Raw genomic sequence first — 18,586 nt, 5'->3', positions numbered from 1 at the left:
CCGGCGGGCGAGCTACTTCGAGAGCATCCGCATCGCGTCTTCGAGGCCGCGCAAGGTCAGCGGGTACATCCGGTGCGACACCAGCTGCTGGATCACCGCGATGCTCTGGCGGTACTGCCAGACGCCCTGCGGCTCGGGGTTGATCCAGGCGAACTTCGGGAACGCGTGCGTGAGGCGCTGCATCCACTCGGCGCCGGCCTCCTCGTTGTTGTATTCGACGCTGCCGCCCGGCTGCAGGATCTCGTACGGGCTCATCGTGGCGTCGCCGACGAAGATCAGCTTGTAGTCCTTGTTGTACTTGCGGATGATGTCCCAGGTCGCGAACTTCTCGGAGAAGCGGCGCCGGTTGTTCTTCCACATGAAGTCGTAGACGCAGTTGTGGAAGTAATAGAACTCGAGGTGCTTGAACTCGGTCTTGACGGCCGAGAACAGCTCCTCGACGCGCTGGATGTGCTCGTCCATCGTGCCGCCCACGTCCATCAGCAGCAGCACCTTGACGTTGTTGTGGCGCTCGGGCCGCATCTTGATGTCGAGGTAGCCGGCATTGGCCGCGGTCGAGTGGATGGTGTCGTCGAGGTCCAGCTCTTCCTCGTGGCCCTCGCGCGCGAACTTGCGCAACCGGCGCAGCGCGATCTTGATGTTGCGGGTGCCCAGTTCCTGGCTGTCGTCGTAGTCCTTGTAGGCGCGCTGGTCCCAGACCTTGACCGCGCTCTTGTTCTTGCCGGCGCCGCCGATCCGCACGCCCTGCGGGTTGTAGCCGCCGTGGCCGAAAGGCGAGGTGCCGCCAGTGCCGATCCACTTGTTGCCGCCTTCGTGGCGGTCCTTCTGCTCTTCGAAGCGCTTCTTCAGCGTCTCCATGAGCTCGTCCCAGCCCATCTTCTCGATCTTGGCCTTTTCCTCGGCCGTGAACTCGCGCTCGAGCGTCTTGCGCAGCCAGTCGAGCGGCACTTCCTTGGTGAAGTCGGCCAGCATCTCGACGCCCTTGAAGTAGGCGGCGAAGGCGCGGTCGAACTTGTCGTAGTGCTTCTCGTCCTTGACCAGCGCGGTGCGCGACAGGTAGTAGAAGTCGTCGAGGCCGTAGGCGCCGTCGGAGTTGGGGCCGACCACGTCGGCCTGCAGCGCCTCGAGCAGGGTCAGGTATTCCTTGACCGACACCGGCAGCTTGGCCGAGCGCAAGGTGTAGAAGAAGTCGATCAGCATCGCGAATCACTCCTTGGAGGAAGAGGGTGCGGGGGGGCGCGGCTTGTCCAGCAGGTAGAGCAGCTGGGCCTTGACCTCGGGCCATTCGCCCGAGCGCAGGCTGTACATCACGGTGTCGCGGATGGTGCCGTCGCGGCGCAGCGCATGGCCGCGGATCACGCCGTCCTTGCGGGCGCCCAGCCGCTCGATCGCCTGCTGCGACGCGTGGTTGAAGTTGTCGGTGCGCCAGCCCACCACGTGGCAGCCCAGGGCATCGAAGGCGTGCGACATCATCAGCAGTTTGCAGGTGGTGTTCACGTGGGTGCGCTGGCAGCGCCGGGCATACCAGGTGTAGCCGATCTCGACCCGTTTCACGGCGGGCAGGATGTCGTGGAAGCTGGTCGTGCCGAGCACGGTGCCGCTGGCTTCGTCGGTGACGGCGAAGGCGAAGCGGTTGCCGTCCTCGCGCATCTTCAGGGCCGCCTCGATATAGCTGCGGGTGTTCTCGGGCTCGGGCACCGAGGTGACGCGGATGTTCCAGAGCTCGCCGTCGGCGGCGGCGGCGCGCAGGCCGTTCTCATGGTGCAGCGACAGCGGCACCAGCGCGATGCCGCGCGACTTCAGCGTGACAGGCTCGACGAATGCCATCCTCAACTCCTGGGATTGCCGTATTTGCGGATGTACCAGGCCCGAGCGAGCTGGGCGCCCCCGCCGCCGCCGAGGCCGATCAGCAAGATGCCGAAGATCGCGTTGTTGGTGTAGCCGCCGGGGCCGAAGGCGTCCAGACCGAGCAGGAGCCCGACCCAGCGGCCCAGCAGCGCGCCGGCGACGAACAGCACCGCCTGTGCCACGCCGAGCAGCATCAACTGCTTCGTCGGGTGCTTGCCGGGTCCACCGGGCGCTGCGCTCATCGGTTGTTGCGCTGCATGAACACGAGCTTCTCGAACAAGGTGACGTCCTGCTCGTTCTTGAGCAGCGCGCCGACCAGCGGCGGCACCGCGACCTTGTCGTCCTTGCTCTGCAGCGCCTCCAGCGGGATGTCTTCGGCCACCAGCAGCTTGAGCCAGTCGAGCAGCTCGGAGGTCGACGGCTTCTTCTTGAGGCCGGGCAGGTTGCGCACGTCGTAGAAGGTCTTCATCGCGGCCGTGAGCAGTTCCTGCTTGAGGCCCGGGAAGTGCACCGCGACGATGCTCTTCATGGTCTCGGCGTCGGGGAACTTGATGTAGTGGAAGAAGCAGCGGCGCAGGAAGGCGTCGGGCAGTTCCTTCTCGTTGTTGGAGGTGATGAACACCACCGGCCGGTGCTTGGCACGGACCAGCTCGCGCGTCTCGTAGCAGTAGAACTCCATGCGGTCGATTTCGCGCAGCAGGTCGTTCGGGAATTCGATGTCGGCCTTGTCGATCTCGTCGATCAGGAGCGCAACCGGCTGTTCGGCCGTGAAGGCCTGCCAGAGCACACCCTTGACGATGTAGTTGTGGATGTCCTTGACGCGTTCGTCGCCCAGCTGCGAATCGCGCAGCCGGCTCACGGCGTCGTATTCGTAGAGGCCCTGCTGCGCCTTGGTGGTCGACTTGATGTGCCACTGGAGCAGCGGCAGGTCGAGCGCCTGGGCCACTTCCTCGGCCAGTATGGTCTTGCCGGTGCCGGGCTCGCCCTTGACCAGCAGTGGGCGCTTGAGCGTGATGGCCGCGTTGACCGCGAGCATCAGATCCTGAGTGGCAACGTAGTTGTTTGAACCCTTGAATTTCATGGATGGGCTTGAAGCGGAGGGTGGTTGAAAGAACACAACATCGATTCTTCGTCCGCAGGGCTCGCGTAGAGCCCCCATATAATCAAATGTTGATTTGAAACAAGTTTCTCCACGAGATTGTGCGCGCAAAATGAACAAGCTGTTGACCACGATGTTTGCCCTTGCTGTCGCCTGCGTGACGGTCTCGGCCCAGGCCCAAAAGATCACGGGGAACGCCGAGGCCGGTGCCAAGAAGACCGCCATGTGCGTGGGCTGCCACGGCATCATCGGCTACCAGGCCAGCTTCCCCGAGATCCACAAGGTGCCGATGATCGCGGGCCAGAGCGCCACCTACATCGTCTCGGCGCTCACGCAGTACAAGGGCGGCGAGCGCAAGCACCCCACCATGCGCGCCATCGCCGACTCGCTGAGCGAGCAGGACATCGCCGACCTGGCGGCCTACTACAGCCAGCTCGGCCTGAAGGAAGGCGATGCGCCCCCGGCCACCGCCAAGGCCCCCAGCGACACCGTCCACGCGCTGATCTCGCGCGACAAGGACAACGCCTGCACCAAGTGCCACGGCGCCAATTTCAACACCCCCAACGACGGCACCGTGCCCAAGCTGGCGGGCCAGTACGCCGACTACCTCTACGTCGCCCTGAAGTCGTACAAGGTGCAGAACGCCCACCTGGGCCGCGCCAACGGCGTGATGGGCGGGCAGGCCAAGAAGTATTCCAACACCGAAATCAAGGAACTGGCCGCCTACATCAGCTCGCTGCCGGGCGAACTCAAGACGGTGCCGGAGTCGCGTTTCCACCACGCTGATTGAAGGCCCCCACGCTCCCCCACTTCGTGTGGGTCGCTGCCCCCCGAGGGGGCCGCAGGCCGCCTTGGGGCGGCCCGGCGCCGGCCTGAGAGCCCCACGCTCACGAAAAAGCCCGCTTCGCGCGGGCTTTTTGCATGATGGCGGCCGCTTTCAGTCCCGGGTGGCGCGGCGCTGGACGCAGGCCACGTAGGCCTCGCCGTCAGGCGGGCGGCCGGCGCGCTGGCTCTCCCACATCATCTGGCCCAGGCATTCCATCGCCTCGTGGTGCGCGTCCAGCAGCGAGTCGCGCCGCGCCGCCAGCAGCTCGACCGCCTGGCGGATGCCGCGCGGCTGGTCGATGGAGCACTGTTCGCTGACGGACAGGTGCATCGACAGGTGGAGGAAGGGGTTCTCGCGCCCGTCCCGGCCGTCGTAGACGCGGGCCACCGCGGCATCGGCGTCGGCCAGGTCGGCGTGGTATTCGGGGTGCTCGTCGATCCAGCGGCTGGCGATGATCTCGAGGGCTTCCATCGGCTCGCCGCGGCGGCTCTTGGCGAAGACGCTGCAAAAGAAGCGGCGCACTTCCTCTTGGGAGGGATTGAACATCCGCCAAGATTAGCACCGCCTCGCCGGCACGGCCCCGGACCGCTACATTGCGAACCCATGGACCGCCTGGAAAACATCGAGACCTTCGTTCGCGTCGCCCAGACCCAGAGCTTCGCCGAGGCCGCGCGCCAGATGCGGGTGGCGAAGTCGGTCGTGACCAGCCGCGTGAAGCAGCTGGAAGACCACGTCGGCGCGCCGCTCTTCCACCGCAGCACGCGGGTGGTGCGGCTGAGCGACGTCGGCCAGGCCTTCCTGCGCGACTGCACCGAGCTGGTCGGGCGAGCCAACGACATCATGGACCAGATGCGCGACGCCCGGGCCGGGCCGACCGGGACCCTGCGCATCCATGCGCTGACCGGCTTCGTGCTGGGCCATTTCGCGACCCTGCTGCGGGCTTTCCAGGTCAGCTTCCCTGACATCCATCTGGAGCTGATCGTCAGCGACGCGGTGGTCGACCCGGTCAAGGCCGGCGTCGATTGCGCGCTGCAGATCTTCCCGGCGGCTTCGACCGAACTGGTGTCGCGCCCGCTGTTCCCGGTTCGCCGCGTGTTCTGCGCCACGCCCGAATACCTGCGCAGCCGCGGCACGCCGGAAGACCCGCGCGACCTGCACAAGCACACGCTCGGCCTCTATTCCGGCTACCCGACGCGCGACCGCTGGACCTTCCACCACGCGGGCGAGCAGGTCACGCTCTACATGAGCGCCGCGCTCCTGACCAACAGCGTCCACCTGCTGCGCGAGTACGCGATGGAGCACGCCGGCATCGTCTGCCTGCCGACGCTGGTGGCCGGCGATGCGATCCTGCGCGGCGACCTGCAGGTGGTGCTGGCCGAGCACCAGCTGTCGTCGTTCTCGCTGAACGCGGTCTACGCCGGAACCTCGCGCAATGCGTTCAAGCTCAGGCTCTTCATCGAGCACCTCACCGCCGCCTTCACGCGGGTGCCGCCGTGGGACGCGGCCATGATCGACCGCGGCCTGCTGCCGGCCACGTTGATCGCGGACCCCTGAAAGGTCCAGCCCATGAACGACACCCCGACACCGCCCGAACCCTTCGCCACGCCCCGGCCCGAACCGCGTGCCCGCACGCCGCTGCCGGCGGGCTATCGCGAAGGCATCATCACCGCGATCACGGTGATCATCGGCTTCTCGCTTTCCTTCGTGCGCTACTGGGCCTTCGAGGCGCCGGGCGACTGGACGGCGCGCTCCGTGGTGGCGCTGGTGGCGCTGCTGATCCCGATCGCGGCCGAGATCTACACGCTCTACCGTGCGCTGCTGGTCGAGGATGACGACGAAGCGACCTACAGGACCACCGTGAAGTGGTTCATCGGCTCGGTTTGCGGCATGCTGGTCTCGGTGTCGCTGGCGGCGATCGTCCTGTCGGGCAGGCCCTGATGCCGTGGCCGCTGGGCCCGGGTAAACCCTGCGGATTGACCGGATTCGCCGAACAATGCGGACCGGATTTGAGGCCTACCGGAGTCGCCTTCCGTTTCCTAAAGTGCAGACACCGCAGTCCACCGCTGCACCTTCCGGCACCTGAGGAGACAACCCATGACCGCTGCCTACCAGACCCGCTTCGGGTCGCTGAAGAACTACCAGAAGGGCCACGTCGAGCCGATCGCCGACGACGTCCGCCACTACGCGTTCTCGAACTGCTTCGACATCGCGAGCAAGAGCAAGCCTTATGAAAAGGTGGTGTTCGGCCAGAACCAGATCTACGTGCTGGAGACGCTGCGCGCCGAAGGCAGCTCGCCCTGGTACACCAGCGCCCACGACGAGTTCGCGCTGGTGATGGACGGCGAGGTCGAGATCCACCTGGTCAAGCTCGATCCGAGCCAGGCCGTGGCCGACGCGGAGAAGAACGGCGCCGTGCTCGTCAAGGGCGAACCGAAGGGCCCGAAGATGGGCTGGATGAAGCTCTCGCGCGGCCACCAGGGCCTGCTGCCGAAGAACACCGCCTACCAGTTCCGCAGCGCCGGCGAGCCCGGCGTGATCGTGCTGCAGACCTGCAAGGGCGATCTCTCGGTCGAGAAGTGGGCAGACATCTGCCAGACGCACTGAGCCACGAGGAGCACCGCCATGAACGCACCCGCAGAACTCGCCAAGGTCATCGCGTCGCAACCCGACGCCACGCTCGGCTACAAGGATTTCTCGCTCGGCAGCTTCGGCTTCCGCCGCGACGAGTACTTCGCCCACATCACCTGGAAGACCCGCGACGGCCGGCCGATGAGCCACACGATGGACATCGGCAACTACCTGCGCGCCCTGATGCGCGACGTCGCCTGGGGCTTCTTCTACGGCTGGGTCAATTTCGACGACGTGGTCGGCACGGTCAACCACTACCAGTCGGTCGACCTCTACGCCGGCAGCTTCAACGGCACCATGAAGGACGCCGGCATCGACCTGCTGGAGAACTTCCCGACCGCCCAGATTCGCGCCACCTTCGAGGCCATGCTCGATGACTGGACCAACGAGAGCTTCGACCCGTTCTCCGCGCCGCAGGAAACCGGCTCGCCCTATGGCCGCAAGAACGGCAACAACACGGCCAAGATCACCCGGGCGCGCGAACTGGCCACGCGCTGCGTCGGTCTCAAGGGCGACCTCGACCTGCGCAGCGACGAGCGCGGCGCGCCGGTCAACCGCGCCTTCGCCGACGTGCCGCAGGGTCAGCCCGAACTGCATCCGGAGCCAGGCTTCGAGAACGAAGTCCACGCCTTCAATCTCTTCGGCTTCCTGAGCCGCTCGCAGGTCACCTGGAATCCGAGCTTCACCTCGGTCGTCAAGCACAGCTACATGTGCCCGACCACCGAGGAGCACATCCTGCCGATCATCCACGGCAACGACCGGGTCGAATGGTTCTTCCAGATGACCGACGAGATCCACTGGGACTGCGGCGACAAGAACACCGGCCGGCCGATGGCCCGCGTGATCATGAAGGCCGGCGACATGGCAGCCATGCCTGCCTACTGCCGCCACCAGGGCTTCAGCCCGAAGCGCTCGATGCTGCTGGTCTGGGAGAACGGCTCGCCGAGCCTGGTCTACGAGATCCAGAAGGGCGAGAGCCCGGAAATCCCGGTCCAGTTCTAGGACGGATACCGAGGCCGCGCGGAGACCGGGCGGCGCTCGCAGCGAAGCGACCTGATTCCGGCAGCCCCGACCGGCTGCGCCGGTGCGCCCTCACGTCAGCAGCGAAGAAGGAGACTCACCATGGCACTCACCCGTCAAACCATGACCGACGAGCAACGCAAGTCGGTGGCCCTCGAATACCTCAAGGCCTACGACAACGGCGGCGTCACCTCCAGCGGCGGCTCGATCCTCGACCTGTTCGCCGACGACGCCCAGGTGTACTTCCCCAAGTGGGGACTGGCGACCGGCAAGGCGCAGATCGGCCAGCTGTTCGGCGACGTCGGCAGCCGCGGCAAGTCGATCCGCCACGACTACGCGGGCTTCAACTGGATCTTCACGGGCAGCGACCTGTTCGCCTGCGAAGGCACCAGCTTCGGCGAGCACGCGGATGGCCCGTGGCGCGCCGGCGTGCCCGAATGGGGCGCGGGCCGCTGGTGCGACGTCTTCGAGATCCGCGACTGGCTGATCCAGCGTTGCTTCATCTACCTCGACCCCGACTACGCGGGCAAGGACACCGCCCGCTACCCCTGGCTCACCAAGTGAATCACCCCATGACCCTCGCAGACATCCAGCAGGCCGCCGGCCTGAAGACGCCGATCCGCCACCAGCTCTTCATCGACGGGCGCTTCGTCGATGCCGAGTCGGGCGAGACGCTGGCGACCTTGAATCCGCACGACAACTCGACCATCGCCGAGGTCGCGCTGGCCGGCAAGGCCGACGTCGACCGCGCCGTGGCCGCCGCGAAGCGCGCCTTCCCGGCCTGGAGCCGCATGGCGGCGGCCGACCGCGGGCGCATCCTGCTCCGGCTGGCCGACCTGATCGAGGCCCACGGCGAAGAGCTCGCGCGCCTGGAATCGCTCGACACCGGCCATCCGATCCGCGATTCGCGCAAGCTCGACGTGCCGCGCACCGCCGCCTGCTTCCGCTATTTCGGCGGCATGGCCGACAAGTTCCAGGGCGAGACGATTCCGGTCGAGGCCGGCTTCCTCAACTACACGCTGCGCGAGCCGGTCGGCGTCGTCGGCCAGATCGTGCCGTGGAATTTCCCGCTGATGTTCACCAGCTGGAAGATGGCGCCGGCGCTGGCGGCCGGCAACTGCATCGTGATGAAGCCGGCCGAGATCACGCCGCTGAGCTCGCTCAAGATCGTCGAGCTGATGGCCGAGGCCGGTATGCCCGATGGCGTGGTCAACATGGTGCCGGGGCTGGGCCACGTGGTGGGGCAATACATCGCCGAGCATCCCGAGATCGCGAAGGTCGCCTTCACCGGCAGCACCGCGACCGGCAAGCGCGTGGTGGCGGCAAGCGCGGGCAACCTCAAGAAGGTGCAGCTCGAGCTCGGCGGCAAGGGGCCGAACATCGTGTTCGAGGACGCCTTCCTGCCCGCCGCGGTCAACGGCAGCGCATGGGCCATCTTCCACAACCAGGGGCAGGCCTGCATCGCGGGCTCGCGGCTGATGCTGCACGAGAAGATCGCCGACGAATTTCTCGACAAGTTCCTGCCGCTCGCCAAGTCGATCCGCCTCGGCAATCCGCTGGACGATGCGACGGAGATGGGTCCGCTCACCAGCGCGCAACACCAGGAGCGCGTGTTGAACTACGTGGAAGTGGCAAAGGGCGAGGGCGGCAAAGTGCTCGCCGGCGGCAAGGCGCCGGGCGGCGAACTGCAACGCGGCTGCTATGTCGAGCCGACCATCGTGCGTGCGAGCTCGTACCGCGACCGCGTGGCGCAGGAAGAAGTCTTCGGCCCCTTCGTCACCGTGCTGACCTTCAAGAGCGACGAGGAGGCGATGGAGATCGCCAACGGCACCGACTACGGCCTCGGCAGCGGCCTGTGGACCCGCGACCTGCAGCGCGCCCATCGCGTGGCGCGCGACCTGCACGCCGGCATGGTCTGGGTCAACAGCTACAAGCGCGTGAATCCGGGCTCGCCCTTCGGCGGCGTCGGCCAGAGCGGCTACGGCCGTGAGATGGGCTTCGATGCGATGCGCGAGTACACGCAGGTCAAGAGCGTGTGGATCAACGTCGATGCCGAGATTCCGCCCCATTTCGTGCGCTGAAGACAACAACAGAAGGAGACTCCCATGACCCTCAATCGCAGACAGTTCACGCAGGCCGCGGCCGCCCTGGCCGCCGGCGGTGCGACGCCGCTGGTGTTCGCGGCCGACACGCTGAAGATCGGCTACGTCTCGCCGCAGACCGGCCCGCTGGCGCCCTTCGGCGAGGCCGACAAGTGGGTCATCGACCAGATGAAGACCGCCTTCAAGGACGGCATCGCCGTCGGCGGCAGGAAGTACGCGGTGCAGATCGTGCTGAAGGACAGCCAGTCGAATCCGAACCGCGCCGGCGAGGTCGCCAACGACCTGATCCTGAAAGAGAAGGTGGCGCTGGTGCTGACCGCCGGCACCCCCGAGACGGCCAACCCGGTCAGCGACGCCTGCGAGCTGAACGAGCTGCCCTGCATCTCGAGCGTGGTGCCGTGGCAGCCCTGGTTCTTCGGCCGCAAGGGCGATCCGGCCAAGGGCTTCAACTGGACCTACCACCTGTTCTGGGGCCTGGAAGACGTCATCGCCAACTTCACCAGCGGCTGGAAGTCCGTGCCGACCAACAAGAAGGTCGGCGGCCTGTTCCCCAACGACGGCGACGGCAATGCTTGGGGCGACAAGGAGCTCGGCTTTCCGAAGCCGCTCTCGCAGATGGGCTTCACGCTGGTCGATCCGGGCCGCTTCCAGAACGGCACGCAGGACTTCAGCGCCCAGATCGCGGCCTTCAAGAACGGTGGGGTGGAGATCGTCACAGGCGTGGTGATCCCCCCCGATGCCAAGACCTTCCTCACGCAGGCGCGCCAGCAGGGCTTGCGGCCGAAGATCATCACGCTGGGCAAGGCGCTGCTGTTCCCGGGCGCGATCGAGGCGCTGGGCGATCTGGGCGATGGCTTGTCGACCGAGGTGTGGTGGAGCCCCTCGCATCCTTTCACGTCGAGCCTGACGAAGCAGAGCGCCAAGGCGCTTTCCGAGGCCTACGAGGCCGGCACGAAGAAACAGTGGACGCAGCCCATCGGCTTCGCGCATGCGCTGTTCGAGGTGGCGTCCAATTCCCTCTCGCGTGCCAAGTCGACGAAGGCCGCGGATGTGCGCGACGCGGTGGCCGCGACCTCGCTCGACACCGTCGTCGGGCCGGTGAAGTGGGGCGGACAGGGTCCGTTCAAGAACGTCAGCAAGACGCCGCTGGTGCTGGGCCAATGGGGCAAGGGCCAGAAGTTCAAGTACGAACTCACCATCGTGAGCAACGAGGCTGCGCCCAACATCCCCGTGGGCGGAGCGCTGCGCGCCATGCCCACCTGAGCACCATGCCGCTGCTGTCCCTCCATGCCGTGAGCAAGTCCTACGGCGCGCTCAAGGTCACCGACGACATCTCGCTCGCGGTGACCGAAGGCGAGACGCTGGGCATCCTCGGGCCGAACGGCGCGGGCAAGACCACACTGTTCAACCTGATCTCGGGCGACGCGCGCGTGGATGCCGGCCGCGTGGAATACGAAGGCCGCGACGTGACCGCGCTCAAGCCGCACCAGCGTTGCCACGCGGGCATCGGCCGCAGCTACCAGGTCCCGCAGCCCTTCGGCAACATGACAGTGTTCGAGAACCTCGTGACCGCCGCGTGCTTCGGCGCCGAAGAGCGTGAGCAGGACGCGTGGGGGACCGCGCACGAAGTGCTCGCGCAGACCGGCCTCATGCCGCACGCGAACAGGCCGGCTGGCGGGCTCACGCTGCTGAATCGCAAGCGCCTCGAACTCGCGCGCGCACTGGCGACGCGGCCGAAGCTGCTGCTGCTCGACGAGATCGCGGGCGGTCTCACCGAGCCCGAGGCGAAGCAGCTCGTGGAAGAGCTCAAGCAGATCAAGGCGCGCGGCGTGACCATGATCTGGATCGAGCATGTGGTGCATGCCTTGCTCTCGCTGGCCGACCGGCTCTTCGTCATCAACTTCGGACAGAAGCTCGCGGAAGGCGAGCCGCATGCGGTGATGAACGATCCCGAGGTGCGGCGTGTGTACATGGGGGTGGAAGCATGAGCCGCCGGGCCGCTCCCAAGGCGAATACCGCAGCGCGCAGCGCGGAGGTTTCTCTATGACGGCGCTTCTTGCCACGCAGGGCCTCAAGGCGTTCTACGGCGACGCGCAAGCGCTCTTCGGCGTCGACTTCTCGCTCTCGCAAGGCGAGGTGGTCGCGGTCATCGGCGCGAACGGCGCGGGCAAGTCGACCTTGCTCAAGTGCCTCACGGGGCTGGTGCGCGCGCCGCGCGAGGCGGTCCGCTTCAAGGGCGAGGCGATCGGCAGCCTGCCGCCCGGCGAGATCGTGCGGCGCGGGCTGGCGATGGTGCCGGAAGGCCGCCGCCTGTTCCCGAGCCTGAGCGTGGAGGAGAACCTGCAGATGGGCGGACTCACCGCGCGCAAGGGACCGTGGAACATGCAGCGCGTCTACGAGCTGTTTCCGATCCTGGCCGAGAAGCGCCACAACCCCGGCACCGCGCTCTCGGGCGGCCAGCAGCAGATGGTCGCGCTCGGCCGCGCGCTGATGAGCAACCCCGAGGTGCTGCTGTGCGACGAGCTTTCGCTCGGCCTCGCGCCGATCGTGATCCATGAGATCTACGCCGCGATGCCGACGCTGGTTCGCGAAGGCATGACGGTCGTGATCGTCGAGCAGGACGTGACCATGGCGCAGCGCGTGTCGAAGCGCATCTACTGCCTGCAGGAAGGACGCGTATCGCTGCAGGGACGCTCGGATGCGCTCACGCGCGAGCAGATTTCGCAGGCCTATTTCGGGCTGTGAGCGGGAGTCATCGAAGTGCTTGAAACCATCGTCCAGGGCGTGCTGCTCGGCGGCCTCTACACGCTGTTCGCGCTCGGGCAGTCGCTGATGTTCGGCGTGATGCGGCTGACCAATACCGCGCAGGGGGACTTCATCATCCTCGGCGCCTTCGCGGTGATCGCGGGCACTGCGCTCTTCGGCGACGCGCCGCTTCTCATCACGCTCGCGGTGCTGCCGGTGGCCTTCGGCTTCGGCTACGTGCTGCAGCGCTACGTGCTCAACGGCACGCTGGGCAAGGACCCGCTGCCCTCGCTGGTCGTGACTTTCGGGCTGTCGATCGTGATCCAGAACCTGCTGCTGGAACTGTTCTCCGCCGACCCGCGCTCGATCGAGACGGGAGGGCTCAACACGCAGGGCCTGCACCTGGGCGAATCGCTGTCGGTCGGCGTGCTGCCGCTGATCGTGCTCGCGGTCGCGATCGTGGCGACCGGCGGCCTGCAATGGCTGTTCGCCAACACCGCACTCGGGCGTTCGTTCCGCGCGGTGTCGGACGACCGCGAGATCGCGGAGCTCATGGGTCTCAACGCGAAGAAGGTCTACGCACTCGCAACCGCCATCGCCTTCGTGCTCATCGCGATCGCCGGCGCGCTGCAAGGGATGCGTACGACGGTGTCGCCTTCCGACGGCCCACTGCTGCTGCTTTTCGCGTTCGAGGCCGTGATCATCGGCGGCATGGGCTCCTTCTGGGGCACGCTGGCGGGCGCGATGATCCTCGGCATCACGCAGCAGATCGGCTTCCGTCTCGATCCGGGCTGGGGCATCTGGGTCGGACATCTGGTGTTCCTGGGCGTGCTGGTGTTGCGGCCGCAGGGGCTTTTCCCGAAGACCGTGGGCTGAACGGACATGACCGGAAATTCCTCCTCTTCCTCCCGCCCGCTGCGCAACGTGCTGTTCATCATGTGCGACCAGCTCCGCGCGGACTACCTCTCGTGCTATGGCCACCCGCGCCTGCACACGCCGAACATCGACGCGCTCGCGGCGCGCGGGGTTCGATTCGATCGCGCCTATGTGCAGGGCTCGGTCTGCGGCGCGTCGCGCATGTCGACCTACACCGGGCGCTATGTCAGCACACACGGCGCGATGTGGAACTTCGTGCCGCTCTCGGTCGGCCAGAAGACGCTCGGCGAGCATCTTCGGCCGCATGGCGTGAGGTGCGCGCTGGTCGGCAAGACGCATGTGGAAGCTGATCTCGAAGGCGCGAAGCGGCTCGGCATCGATGTCTCGCAAGGCGAAGGACGCCTCGCGATGGAAGGCGGCTTCGAGCCCTATGCCCGCGACGACGGCATCTGGCCGCCGGGCTTCAAGGTCAGCGGCAACGCCTACTGCGACTGGCTGCGCGAGCGCGGCTATGAGTCCGACAACCCGTGGCACGACTTCGCGAACTCGGGCCGGGGGCCGAACGGCGAGACCCTCAGCGGCTGGCAGATGCGCTGGGCCGACAAGCCCGCGGCGATCGAGGAGCCGCACAGCGAGACGCCCTACACGACCGACCGCGCGATCGACTTCATGAAGGAGGCCGGCGATACGCCGTGGGTGCTGCACCTGTCGTACATCAAGCCGCACTGGCCCTACGTCGTTCCTGCCCCGTATCACGAGATGTTCGGGCCCGACGACGTGCAGCCCGCCGTGCGCAGCGAAGCCGAGCGGCAGAACGCGCATCCGGTCCTCGAAGGCTTCCGTCGCGACACCGCGAGCGAGAGCTTCAGCCGCGACGAGGTGCGCCGCACCGTGATCCCGACCTACATGGGCCTGGTGAAACAGGTCGACGACCAGCTGGGCCGCCTGTTCGCCTTCATGCGCGCGCAGGGCCTGGACCGCGAGACGCTGGTCGTCTTCACCAGCGACCACGGCGACTACCTCGGCGACCACTGGCTCGGCGAGAAGGAGCTGTTCCACGAGCCGATCGTGCGCGTGCCGCTGATCGTGGCCGATCCGCGTGCGGAGGCCAATGCCACGCGCGGCACGGTCAGCGATGCGCTGGTGGAGTGCATCGACATCGTGCCGACGGTGCTCGAAGCGCTGGGCATCGATCGGCCCTCGCAGTGGCTCGAAGGCGAATCGCTGCTGCCGCTGGTGCATGCGCATGACGGTGCGAAGGGCAAGGAGTTCGTCGTCTGCGAGAACAGCTACGCCTTCCGCGATGCGGTGCGCCTGCCCATCGGCCAGCCGGTCGACCGCTGCCACATGACGATGCTGCGCGATGCGCGCTGGAAGTTCGTGCACTTCGAGGACCTGCCGCCGATGCTGTTCGACCTGGAGACCGATCCGCAGGAACTGGTCGATCTCGGGCGCGACCCGGCGCATGCGGCGGTGCGCGAGCAGATGCTCGCGCGTCTCTTCGCCTGGCTGCGCGCGCGCCATCGTTTTCCCACCATCGCGCCGGCTGCGATCGAGGCCTGGAACAGGCGCGAGCGAGAGGCCGGCATCTTGATCGGCGCGTGGTGAGCGCTGCGACGACAACCCATAACGGAGACATCATGCGTTTCATTGCCAGACCCCTGACCGTCGCGCTTGCCGCCGCTGCGATGCTGCCGCTCGGCGCCGCGGCCGCCGATGCGGCGTGGCCCACCAAGCCGGTGCGCCTCGTGGTCGCATTTCCGGCCGGCGCGCCGGGCGACATCATTTCGCGCCTGATCCAGCCGAGCCTGCAGAAGGCGTTGGGCCAACCCGTGGTGGTCGACAACAAGCCCGGCGCCGGCGGCAACATCGGCATGCAGGAAGTGCTGCGCGCGAACGATATGCACACCGTGCTCGTGGGGCCGGACACGATGCTCACCATCAACCCCCATCTCTACAAGAAGCTGACGTTCAAGCCGATGGAGGACTTCGCGCCGGTGACGCAGCTCGCGAGCTTCAGCCAGGAGCTGGTGTGTCATCCCTCCGTCGGCGTGAAGACGCTGCCCGAACTGCTCGCCGCCGCGAAGAAGACGCCGATGAGCTATGCCTCGGGTGGTCCCGGCGTGCCCGGCCACATGGCGATGGAGATGCTGCTTTCGACGACCGGCGCGAGCATGCAGCATGTCGCTTATCGCGGGCCGAGCCCCGCAATGCAGGATGTGCTTGGCGGCGCGGTGCCCTGCGGCTTTCTCGCGTCGCCGGTGGTCGGTCCGCTGATCAAGGACGGCAAGCTGGTGCCGATCGTCGTGTCGGGCTCGAAGCGGCTTGCGAGCCAGCCTTCGGTGCCCACCGCCGCCGAGGCCGGCGCCAAGGGTTATGAGGCGAGCTTTGCCGAAATGATGGCGATGCCGCGCTCGACGCCACCGGCGGTGGTCGACCGTCTGCAAGTCGAGGTGGCGAAGGCGCTGGCCGCGCCCGAGGTGCGAGAGCGCCTCGCGACGCTCGACCTGGAGCCGCTCGCGAACACCCCCAAGGAGGCGGCACAGCGCCTGCAGACCGAGAGCCAGCGCTGGGCCAAGGTGGCCGAACGCATCAACCTGCAACTGGATTGAACTCGCCATGACGCCTCCGCTTCCCTTCACGGTCGAGCGCGCCACGGCGATGAGCCGCACGGCGGGCGTCGTCGGCGTCGTGCTGGCGGTGCTCGCCGCGAGCCTGCCGTTCTGGGGCGAATCGAGCTGGATGCGCGAGTTCGTCGAGATCGCCTGCTACTTCATCTTCGCGATGATGTGGAACCTGCTGGCGGGCTACGGCGGCATGGTGAGCATCGGGCAGCAGGCCTTCTTCGGCTTCGGCGGCTACGTGATGCTGATGCTGGGCAACTTCGCGGGTCTCAATCCGTTCGTCGCGATTCCGCTCGGCGCGCTGGCGGCGGGACTGATCGCGGTGCCGGTGTCCTTCGTCGCGTTCCGTCTCTCGGGCGGCTACTTCGCGATCGGCACCTGGGTGATCGCCGAAGTGTTCCGGCTCAGCTTCGCCAACGTGTCGGCGGTGGGCGGCGGCTCGGGAACCTCGCTCACCGCGCTGCGCGGCATCGACAAGGCGACCCGCGAGAGCACCACCTACTGGATGGCGCTGGCCTGCGTGGTGGCGGCGATCGCGCTGGTCTACCTGTTCCTGCGCAGCAAGCGCGGGCTGGCGCTGCTGGCGATCCGCGACAACGAGGTCGCGGCCGAGTCGCAGGGCATCCCGGTGGCGCGCATGAAGCTCGCGGTGTACGTGGTCGCGGCCTTCGGCGCCGGCCTGGCGGGGGCGCTCTATTTCGTCGGCAACCTGCGCATCAGCCCCGATGCCGCCTTCAGCGTCAACTGGACCGCGTTCGCGATCTTCATGGTGGTGATCGGCGGCATCGGCCGGATCGAGGGGCCGCTGGTCGGCGCCCTCATCTTCTGGGCGCTGAACAAGTTCCTGAGCGACTACGGCACCTGGTACCTGCTCGGGCTGGGCCTGCTGGCGATCGTCGTCACCATCTTCTTCAAGCAGGGCCTGTGGGGCTATGCGCAGCAGCGCTGGGGCTGGTCGCTGTTCCCGACCCAGCGGCGGCTGGCAGTGCATGATGCGCCGGTCCCGAAACGTTCGATGCCCCTCAGACGTCCCACCGACCTGGAGCTCCATCCCCATGCGAAACATCAATGAACACACCATCACGGCCGCCGTGCTCGAGCGCATGGCGGACTGCGAGAACCCCCGGCTGAAGGAGATCATGTCGGCGCTGGTGCGCCACATGCACGACTTCGCCCGCGAGGTGAAGCTCACCGAGGCCGAGTGGGCCGCCGGCATCGAGTTCCTGACCGCGACCGGGCAGAAGTGCGATGACAAGCGGCAGGAGTTCATCCTGCTGTCCGACACGCTGGGCTTGTCGATGCTGACCGTGGCCATGAACCATGCCAAGAGCGCCCAGGCCACCGAGGCCACCGTGTTCGGCCCCTTCCACGTCCAGGGCGCGCCCCGGCTCCCGCTCGGCGGCGACATCTCGGGCGGCGCCGCCGGCGAGCCGCTGTTCGTGCGGGCCGTGGTGCGCGGGCGCGACGGCGAGCCGGTGGCCGATGCCGAGGTCGATGTCTGGGAGGCCGACGCCGAAGGCTTCTACGACGTCCAGCGGACGGGCCTCGACCGGCCGCAGGGCCGCGCCGTCTTCCGCACCGATGGCGAGGGCCGGCTGTGGTTCCGCGGCGTGATGCCCGTGGCCTATCCGATCCCCACCGATGGCCCGGTCGGCGTGATGCTGCGGGCCACCAAGCGGCATCCGTGGCGCCCCGCGCATGTCCACTTCATGATCCAGGCGCCGGGCTACGAGACGCTGATCACGCACGTGTTCCGCGACGGCGACCGCTACCTCGACAGCGATGCCGTGTTCGGCGTGCGCAGCTCCCTGATCGGCGACTTCGCCTCGCACCCGGCCGGCGCCGGGCCCGACGGCAGCGTGCTGTCGACGCCGTTCCACACGCTGAATTTCGATTTCGTGCTGGAGCCGGCGGCGGTGGCCGGGTGAATGGCCATAATGGACCGATGCAAAGTCCTGGCTCGCCGCACCCTTCGCCCGAGGCGCTCGCGCCGCACACGCCGCTGCCGGCCTACTACGCCGACGAGGCGGAGCACGAGCAGTTCCTGCGCCGGATCTTCGACGACACCGCGCCCGACTACGACCGCATCGAACGGGTGCTCGCCTTCGGCTCGGGCCCCTGGTACCGGCGCTCGGCGCTGCAGCGCGGCGGCCTCGCGGCGGGCGCGCAGGTGCTCGACGTCGGCATCGGCACCGGGCTGGTGGCGCGCGAGGCGCTGGCGCTGATCGGCCCGCAGGGGCAGCTGGTCGGTGTCGATCCGAGCCCCGGGATGATGGGCCAGGTGGCGCTGCCGGGCGTGACGCTGGTGCGCGGCCGGGCCGAGGCGCTGCCGCGGCCCGATGCCAGCAGCGACTTCATCAGCATGGGCTACGCGCTGCGCCACATCGCCGACGTCAATGCGGCCTTCGCCGAATTCTTCCGGGTGCTGCGCCCCGGCGGGCGGCTGCTGGTGCTCGAGATCACCAAGCCCTCGGGCCGGGTCGGAACGGCCGTGCTCAAGGGCTACATGCGCGGCGTGGTTCCGCTGATCGCCAAGGTGGTGGCGCGGGGGCAGGACACGGCCGAACTGTGGCGCTACTACTGGGACACGATCGAGGCCTGCATCGCGCCTGAATCGGTGCTGGCCGCGCTGCGCGCCGCCGGTTTCCAGGACGTCAAGCGACACGTCGAACTCGGCATTTTTTCCGAGTACAGCGCATTCAAGCCGGCTTGAGCCAGCGCCGTCGGGCGCAGGTGCCCGGACAATGATGTGCAGGATCGCGCAATCAGTTACAAACCCAGCCTGGCGGGCGGGACATGCGCGCCCTCGAACAGGAGC

General features: G+C 67.3%; 21 protein-coding genes. 16 read left to right on the top strand and 5 right to left on the bottom strand.

Annotated elements, in window-relative coordinates:
- Window positions 1-12: 12 nt before the first annotated feature.
- The 4 genes from QTI17_RS18070 to QTI17_RS18055 are packed head-to-tail and all read right to left on the bottom strand — an operon-like array spanning window position 13 to window position 2,929.
- Entirely contained in the window at window positions 13-1,200 is a 1,188-nt protein-coding gene (locus QTI17_RS18070; RefSeq protein ID WP_286534800.1) for a vWA domain-containing protein, read from the bottom strand.
- A 6-nt stretch (window positions 1,201-1,206) separates the two neighbouring features.
- On the bottom strand, window positions 1,207-1,827 hold the full coding sequence (locus QTI17_RS18065) for a GNAT family N-acetyltransferase (RefSeq protein ID WP_286534799.1): 621 nt from the start codon (window positions 1,825-1,827) through the stop codon (window positions 1,207-1,209).
- 2 nt (window positions 1,828-1,829) lie between these two features.
- Entirely contained in the window at window positions 1,830-2,090 is a 261-nt protein-coding gene (locus QTI17_RS18060) for a hypothetical protein (RefSeq protein WP_286534798.1), read from the bottom strand.
- Entirely contained in the window at window positions 2,087-2,929 is an 843-nt protein-coding gene (locus QTI17_RS18055; RefSeq protein WP_286534797.1) for an AAA family ATPase, read from the bottom strand. The genes QTI17_RS18060 and QTI17_RS18055 overlap by 4 nt, the downstream gene beginning before the upstream one ends.
- A gap of 130 nt (window positions 2,930-3,059) precedes the next feature.
- Here QTI17_RS18055 and QTI17_RS18050 point away from each other — a divergent pair, with 130 nt between their 5' ends.
- Window positions 3,060-3,737, top strand: a complete 678-nt coding sequence (locus QTI17_RS18050) for a c-type cytochrome (RefSeq protein WP_286534796.1) — start codon at window positions 3,060-3,062, stop codon at window positions 3,735-3,737.
- A gap of 147 nt (window positions 3,738-3,884) precedes the next feature.
- Here QTI17_RS18050 and QTI17_RS18045 read toward each other — a convergent pair whose 3' ends face one another.
- The gene (locus tag QTI17_RS18045; protein WP_286534795.1) at window positions 3,885-4,319 is read right to left on the bottom strand and encodes a DUF1841 family protein; all 435 of its coding nucleotides are present in this window, start codon (window positions 4,317-4,319) and stop codon (window positions 3,885-3,887) included.
- A gap of 57 nt (window positions 4,320-4,376) precedes the next feature.
- On the opposite strand from QTI17_RS18045, the gene QTI17_RS18040 reads away from it, so the two are divergent.
- From QTI17_RS18040 to QTI17_RS17970, 15 genes are all read left to right on the top strand, one after another.
- Window positions 4,377-5,327: a LysR family transcriptional regulator gene (locus QTI17_RS18040; protein WP_286534794.1), complete on the top strand. Its 951-nt coding sequence runs from the start codon at window positions 4,377-4,379 to the stop codon at window positions 5,325-5,327.
- A gap of 12 nt (window positions 5,328-5,339) precedes the next feature.
- The gene (locus QTI17_RS18035; protein ID WP_286534793.1) at window positions 5,340-5,711 is read left to right on the top strand and encodes a hypothetical protein; all 372 of its coding nucleotides are present in this window, start codon (window positions 5,340-5,342) and stop codon (window positions 5,709-5,711) included.
- A gap of 156 nt (window positions 5,712-5,867) precedes the next feature.
- Complete coding sequence (locus QTI17_RS18030; protein ID WP_286534792.1) at window positions 5,868-6,377, top strand: cupin domain-containing protein; 510 nt, start codon at window positions 5,868-5,870, stop codon at window positions 6,375-6,377.
- An 18-nt stretch (window positions 6,378-6,395) separates the two neighbouring features.
- Complete coding sequence (locus tag QTI17_RS18025) at window positions 6,396-7,403, top strand: hydroxyquinol 1,2-dioxygenase (RefSeq protein ID WP_286534791.1); 1,008 nt, start codon at window positions 6,396-6,398, stop codon at window positions 7,401-7,403.
- Between the two features lie 120 nt (window positions 7,404-7,523).
- Window positions 7,524-7,985 (top strand): nuclear transport factor 2 family protein, encoded by a 462-nt coding sequence (locus tag QTI17_RS18020; protein WP_286534790.1) that lies wholly within the window; start codon window positions 7,524-7,526, stop codon window positions 7,983-7,985.
- A gap of 53 nt (window positions 7,986-8,038) precedes the next feature.
- On the top strand, window positions 8,039-9,502 hold the full coding sequence (locus tag QTI17_RS18015; protein WP_286534917.1) for an aldehyde dehydrogenase family protein: 1,464 nt from the start codon (window positions 8,039-8,041) through the stop codon (window positions 9,500-9,502).
- A 24-nt stretch (window positions 9,503-9,526) separates the two neighbouring features.
- Window positions 9,527-10,786, top strand: a complete 1,260-nt coding sequence (locus QTI17_RS18010) for an ABC transporter substrate-binding protein (RefSeq protein WP_286534789.1) — start codon at window positions 9,527-9,529, stop codon at window positions 10,784-10,786.
- Window positions 10,787-10,791: 5 nt separating this feature from the next.
- Window positions 10,792-11,511 carry an ABC transporter ATP-binding protein gene (locus QTI17_RS18005; protein ID WP_286534788.1) on the top strand — a complete coding sequence of 240 codons (720 nt, stop codon included), beginning with the start codon at window positions 10,792-10,794 and terminating at the stop codon, window positions 11,509-11,511.
- 55 nt (window positions 11,512-11,566) lie between these two features.
- The gene (locus QTI17_RS18000) at window positions 11,567-12,268 is read left to right on the top strand and encodes an ABC transporter ATP-binding protein (protein ID WP_286534787.1); all 702 of its coding nucleotides are present in this window, start codon (window positions 11,567-11,569) and stop codon (window positions 12,266-12,268) included.
- A 15-nt stretch (window positions 12,269-12,283) separates the two neighbouring features.
- Window positions 12,284-13,144, top strand: coding sequence for a branched-chain amino acid ABC transporter permease (locus QTI17_RS17995; RefSeq protein WP_286534786.1), 861 nt, complete (start codon window positions 12,284-12,286; stop codon window positions 13,142-13,144).
- Between the two features lie 6 nt (window positions 13,145-13,150).
- Window positions 13,151-14,752: an alkaline phosphatase family protein gene (locus tag QTI17_RS17990; protein ID WP_286534785.1), complete on the top strand. Its 1,602-nt coding sequence runs from the start codon at window positions 13,151-13,153 to the stop codon at window positions 14,750-14,752.
- The gene (locus tag QTI17_RS17985; protein ID WP_286534784.1) at window positions 14,749-15,756 is read left to right on the top strand and encodes a Bug family tripartite tricarboxylate transporter substrate binding protein; all 1,008 of its coding nucleotides are present in this window, start codon (window positions 14,749-14,751) and stop codon (window positions 15,754-15,756) included. The genes QTI17_RS17990 and QTI17_RS17985 overlap by 4 nt, the downstream gene beginning before the upstream one ends.
- Before the next feature lie 7 nt (window positions 15,757-15,763).
- Window positions 15,764-16,840: a branched-chain amino acid ABC transporter permease gene (locus QTI17_RS17980; protein WP_286534783.1), complete on the top strand. Its 1,077-nt coding sequence runs from the start codon at window positions 15,764-15,766 to the stop codon at window positions 16,838-16,840.
- Window positions 16,824-17,696, top strand: a complete 873-nt coding sequence (locus tag QTI17_RS17975; protein WP_286534782.1) for an intradiol ring-cleavage dioxygenase — start codon at window positions 16,824-16,826, stop codon at window positions 17,694-17,696. The genes QTI17_RS17980 and QTI17_RS17975 overlap by 17 nt, the downstream gene beginning before the upstream one ends.
- Window positions 17,697-17,713: 17 nt before the next feature.
- Complete coding sequence (locus tag QTI17_RS17970; protein ID WP_286534781.1) at window positions 17,714-18,481, top strand: class I SAM-dependent methyltransferase; 768 nt, start codon at window positions 17,714-17,716, stop codon at window positions 18,479-18,481.
- Window positions 18,482-18,586 lie beyond the last annotated feature (105 nt).

Source organism: Variovorax sp. J31P179, from assembly GCF_030316985.1.
In the GTDB taxonomy this organism is placed as follows: Bacteria; Pseudomonadota; Gammaproteobacteria; order Burkholderiales; family Burkholderiaceae_C; genus Variovorax; species Variovorax ginsengisoli_B.
This window is presented reverse-complemented; position numbering and strand designations above follow the sequence as displayed.

Coding starts and splice junctions, on each gene's coding strand:
- QTI17_RS18040 (WP_286534794.1), top strand. CDS start 4,377: ATGGACCGCCTGGAAAACATCGAGACCTTCGTTCGCGTCGCCCAGACC.
- QTI17_RS18010 (WP_286534789.1), top strand. CDS start 9,527: ATGACCCTCAATCGCAGACAGTTCACGCAGGCCGCGGCCGCCCTGGCC.
- QTI17_RS18055 (WP_286534797.1), bottom strand. CDS start 2,929: ATGAAATTCAAGGGTTCAAACAACTACGTTGCCACTCAGGATCTGATG.
- QTI17_RS18060 (WP_286534798.1), bottom strand. CDS start 2,090: ATGAGCGCAGCGCCCGGTGGACCCGGCAAGCACCCGACGAAGCAGTTG.
- QTI17_RS18025 (WP_286534791.1), top strand. CDS start 6,396: ATGAACGCACCCGCAGAACTCGCCAAGGTCATCGCGTCGCAACCCGAC.
- QTI17_RS18005 (WP_286534788.1), top strand. CDS start 10,792: ATGCCGCTGCTGTCCCTCCATGCCGTGAGCAAGTCCTACGGCGCGCTC.
- QTI17_RS18020 (WP_286534790.1), top strand. CDS start 7,524: ATGGCACTCACCCGTCAAACCATGACCGACGAGCAACGCAAGTCGGTG.
- QTI17_RS18030 (WP_286534792.1), top strand. CDS start 5,868: ATGACCGCTGCCTACCAGACCCGCTTCGGGTCGCTGAAGAACTACCAG.
- QTI17_RS17975 (WP_286534782.1), top strand. CDS start 16,824: ATGCGAAACATCAATGAACACACCATCACGGCCGCCGTGCTCGAGCGC.
- QTI17_RS17990 (WP_286534785.1), top strand. CDS start 13,151: ATGACCGGAAATTCCTCCTCTTCCTCCCGCCCGCTGCGCAACGTGCTG.
- QTI17_RS17980 (WP_286534783.1), top strand. CDS start 15,764: ATGACGCCTCCGCTTCCCTTCACGGTCGAGCGCGCCACGGCGATGAGC.
- QTI17_RS18070 (WP_286534800.1), bottom strand. CDS start 1,200: ATGCTGATCGACTTCTTCTACACCTTGCGCTCGGCCAAGCTGCCGGTG.
- QTI17_RS17970 (WP_286534781.1), top strand. CDS start 17,714: ATGCAAAGTCCTGGCTCGCCGCACCCTTCGCCCGAGGCGCTCGCGCCG.
- QTI17_RS18035 (WP_286534793.1), top strand. CDS start 5,340: ATGAACGACACCCCGACACCGCCCGAACCCTTCGCCACGCCCCGGCCC.
- QTI17_RS18000 (WP_286534787.1), top strand. CDS start 11,567: ATGACGGCGCTTCTTGCCACGCAGGGCCTCAAGGCGTTCTACGGCGAC.
- QTI17_RS18050 (WP_286534796.1), top strand. CDS start 3,060: ATGAACAAGCTGTTGACCACGATGTTTGCCCTTGCTGTCGCCTGCGTG.
- QTI17_RS18045 (WP_286534795.1), bottom strand. CDS start 4,319: ATGTTCAATCCCTCCCAAGAGGAAGTGCGCCGCTTCTTTTGCAGCGTC.
- QTI17_RS18065 (WP_286534799.1), bottom strand. CDS start 1,827: ATGGCATTCGTCGAGCCTGTCACGCTGAAGTCGCGCGGCATCGCGCTG.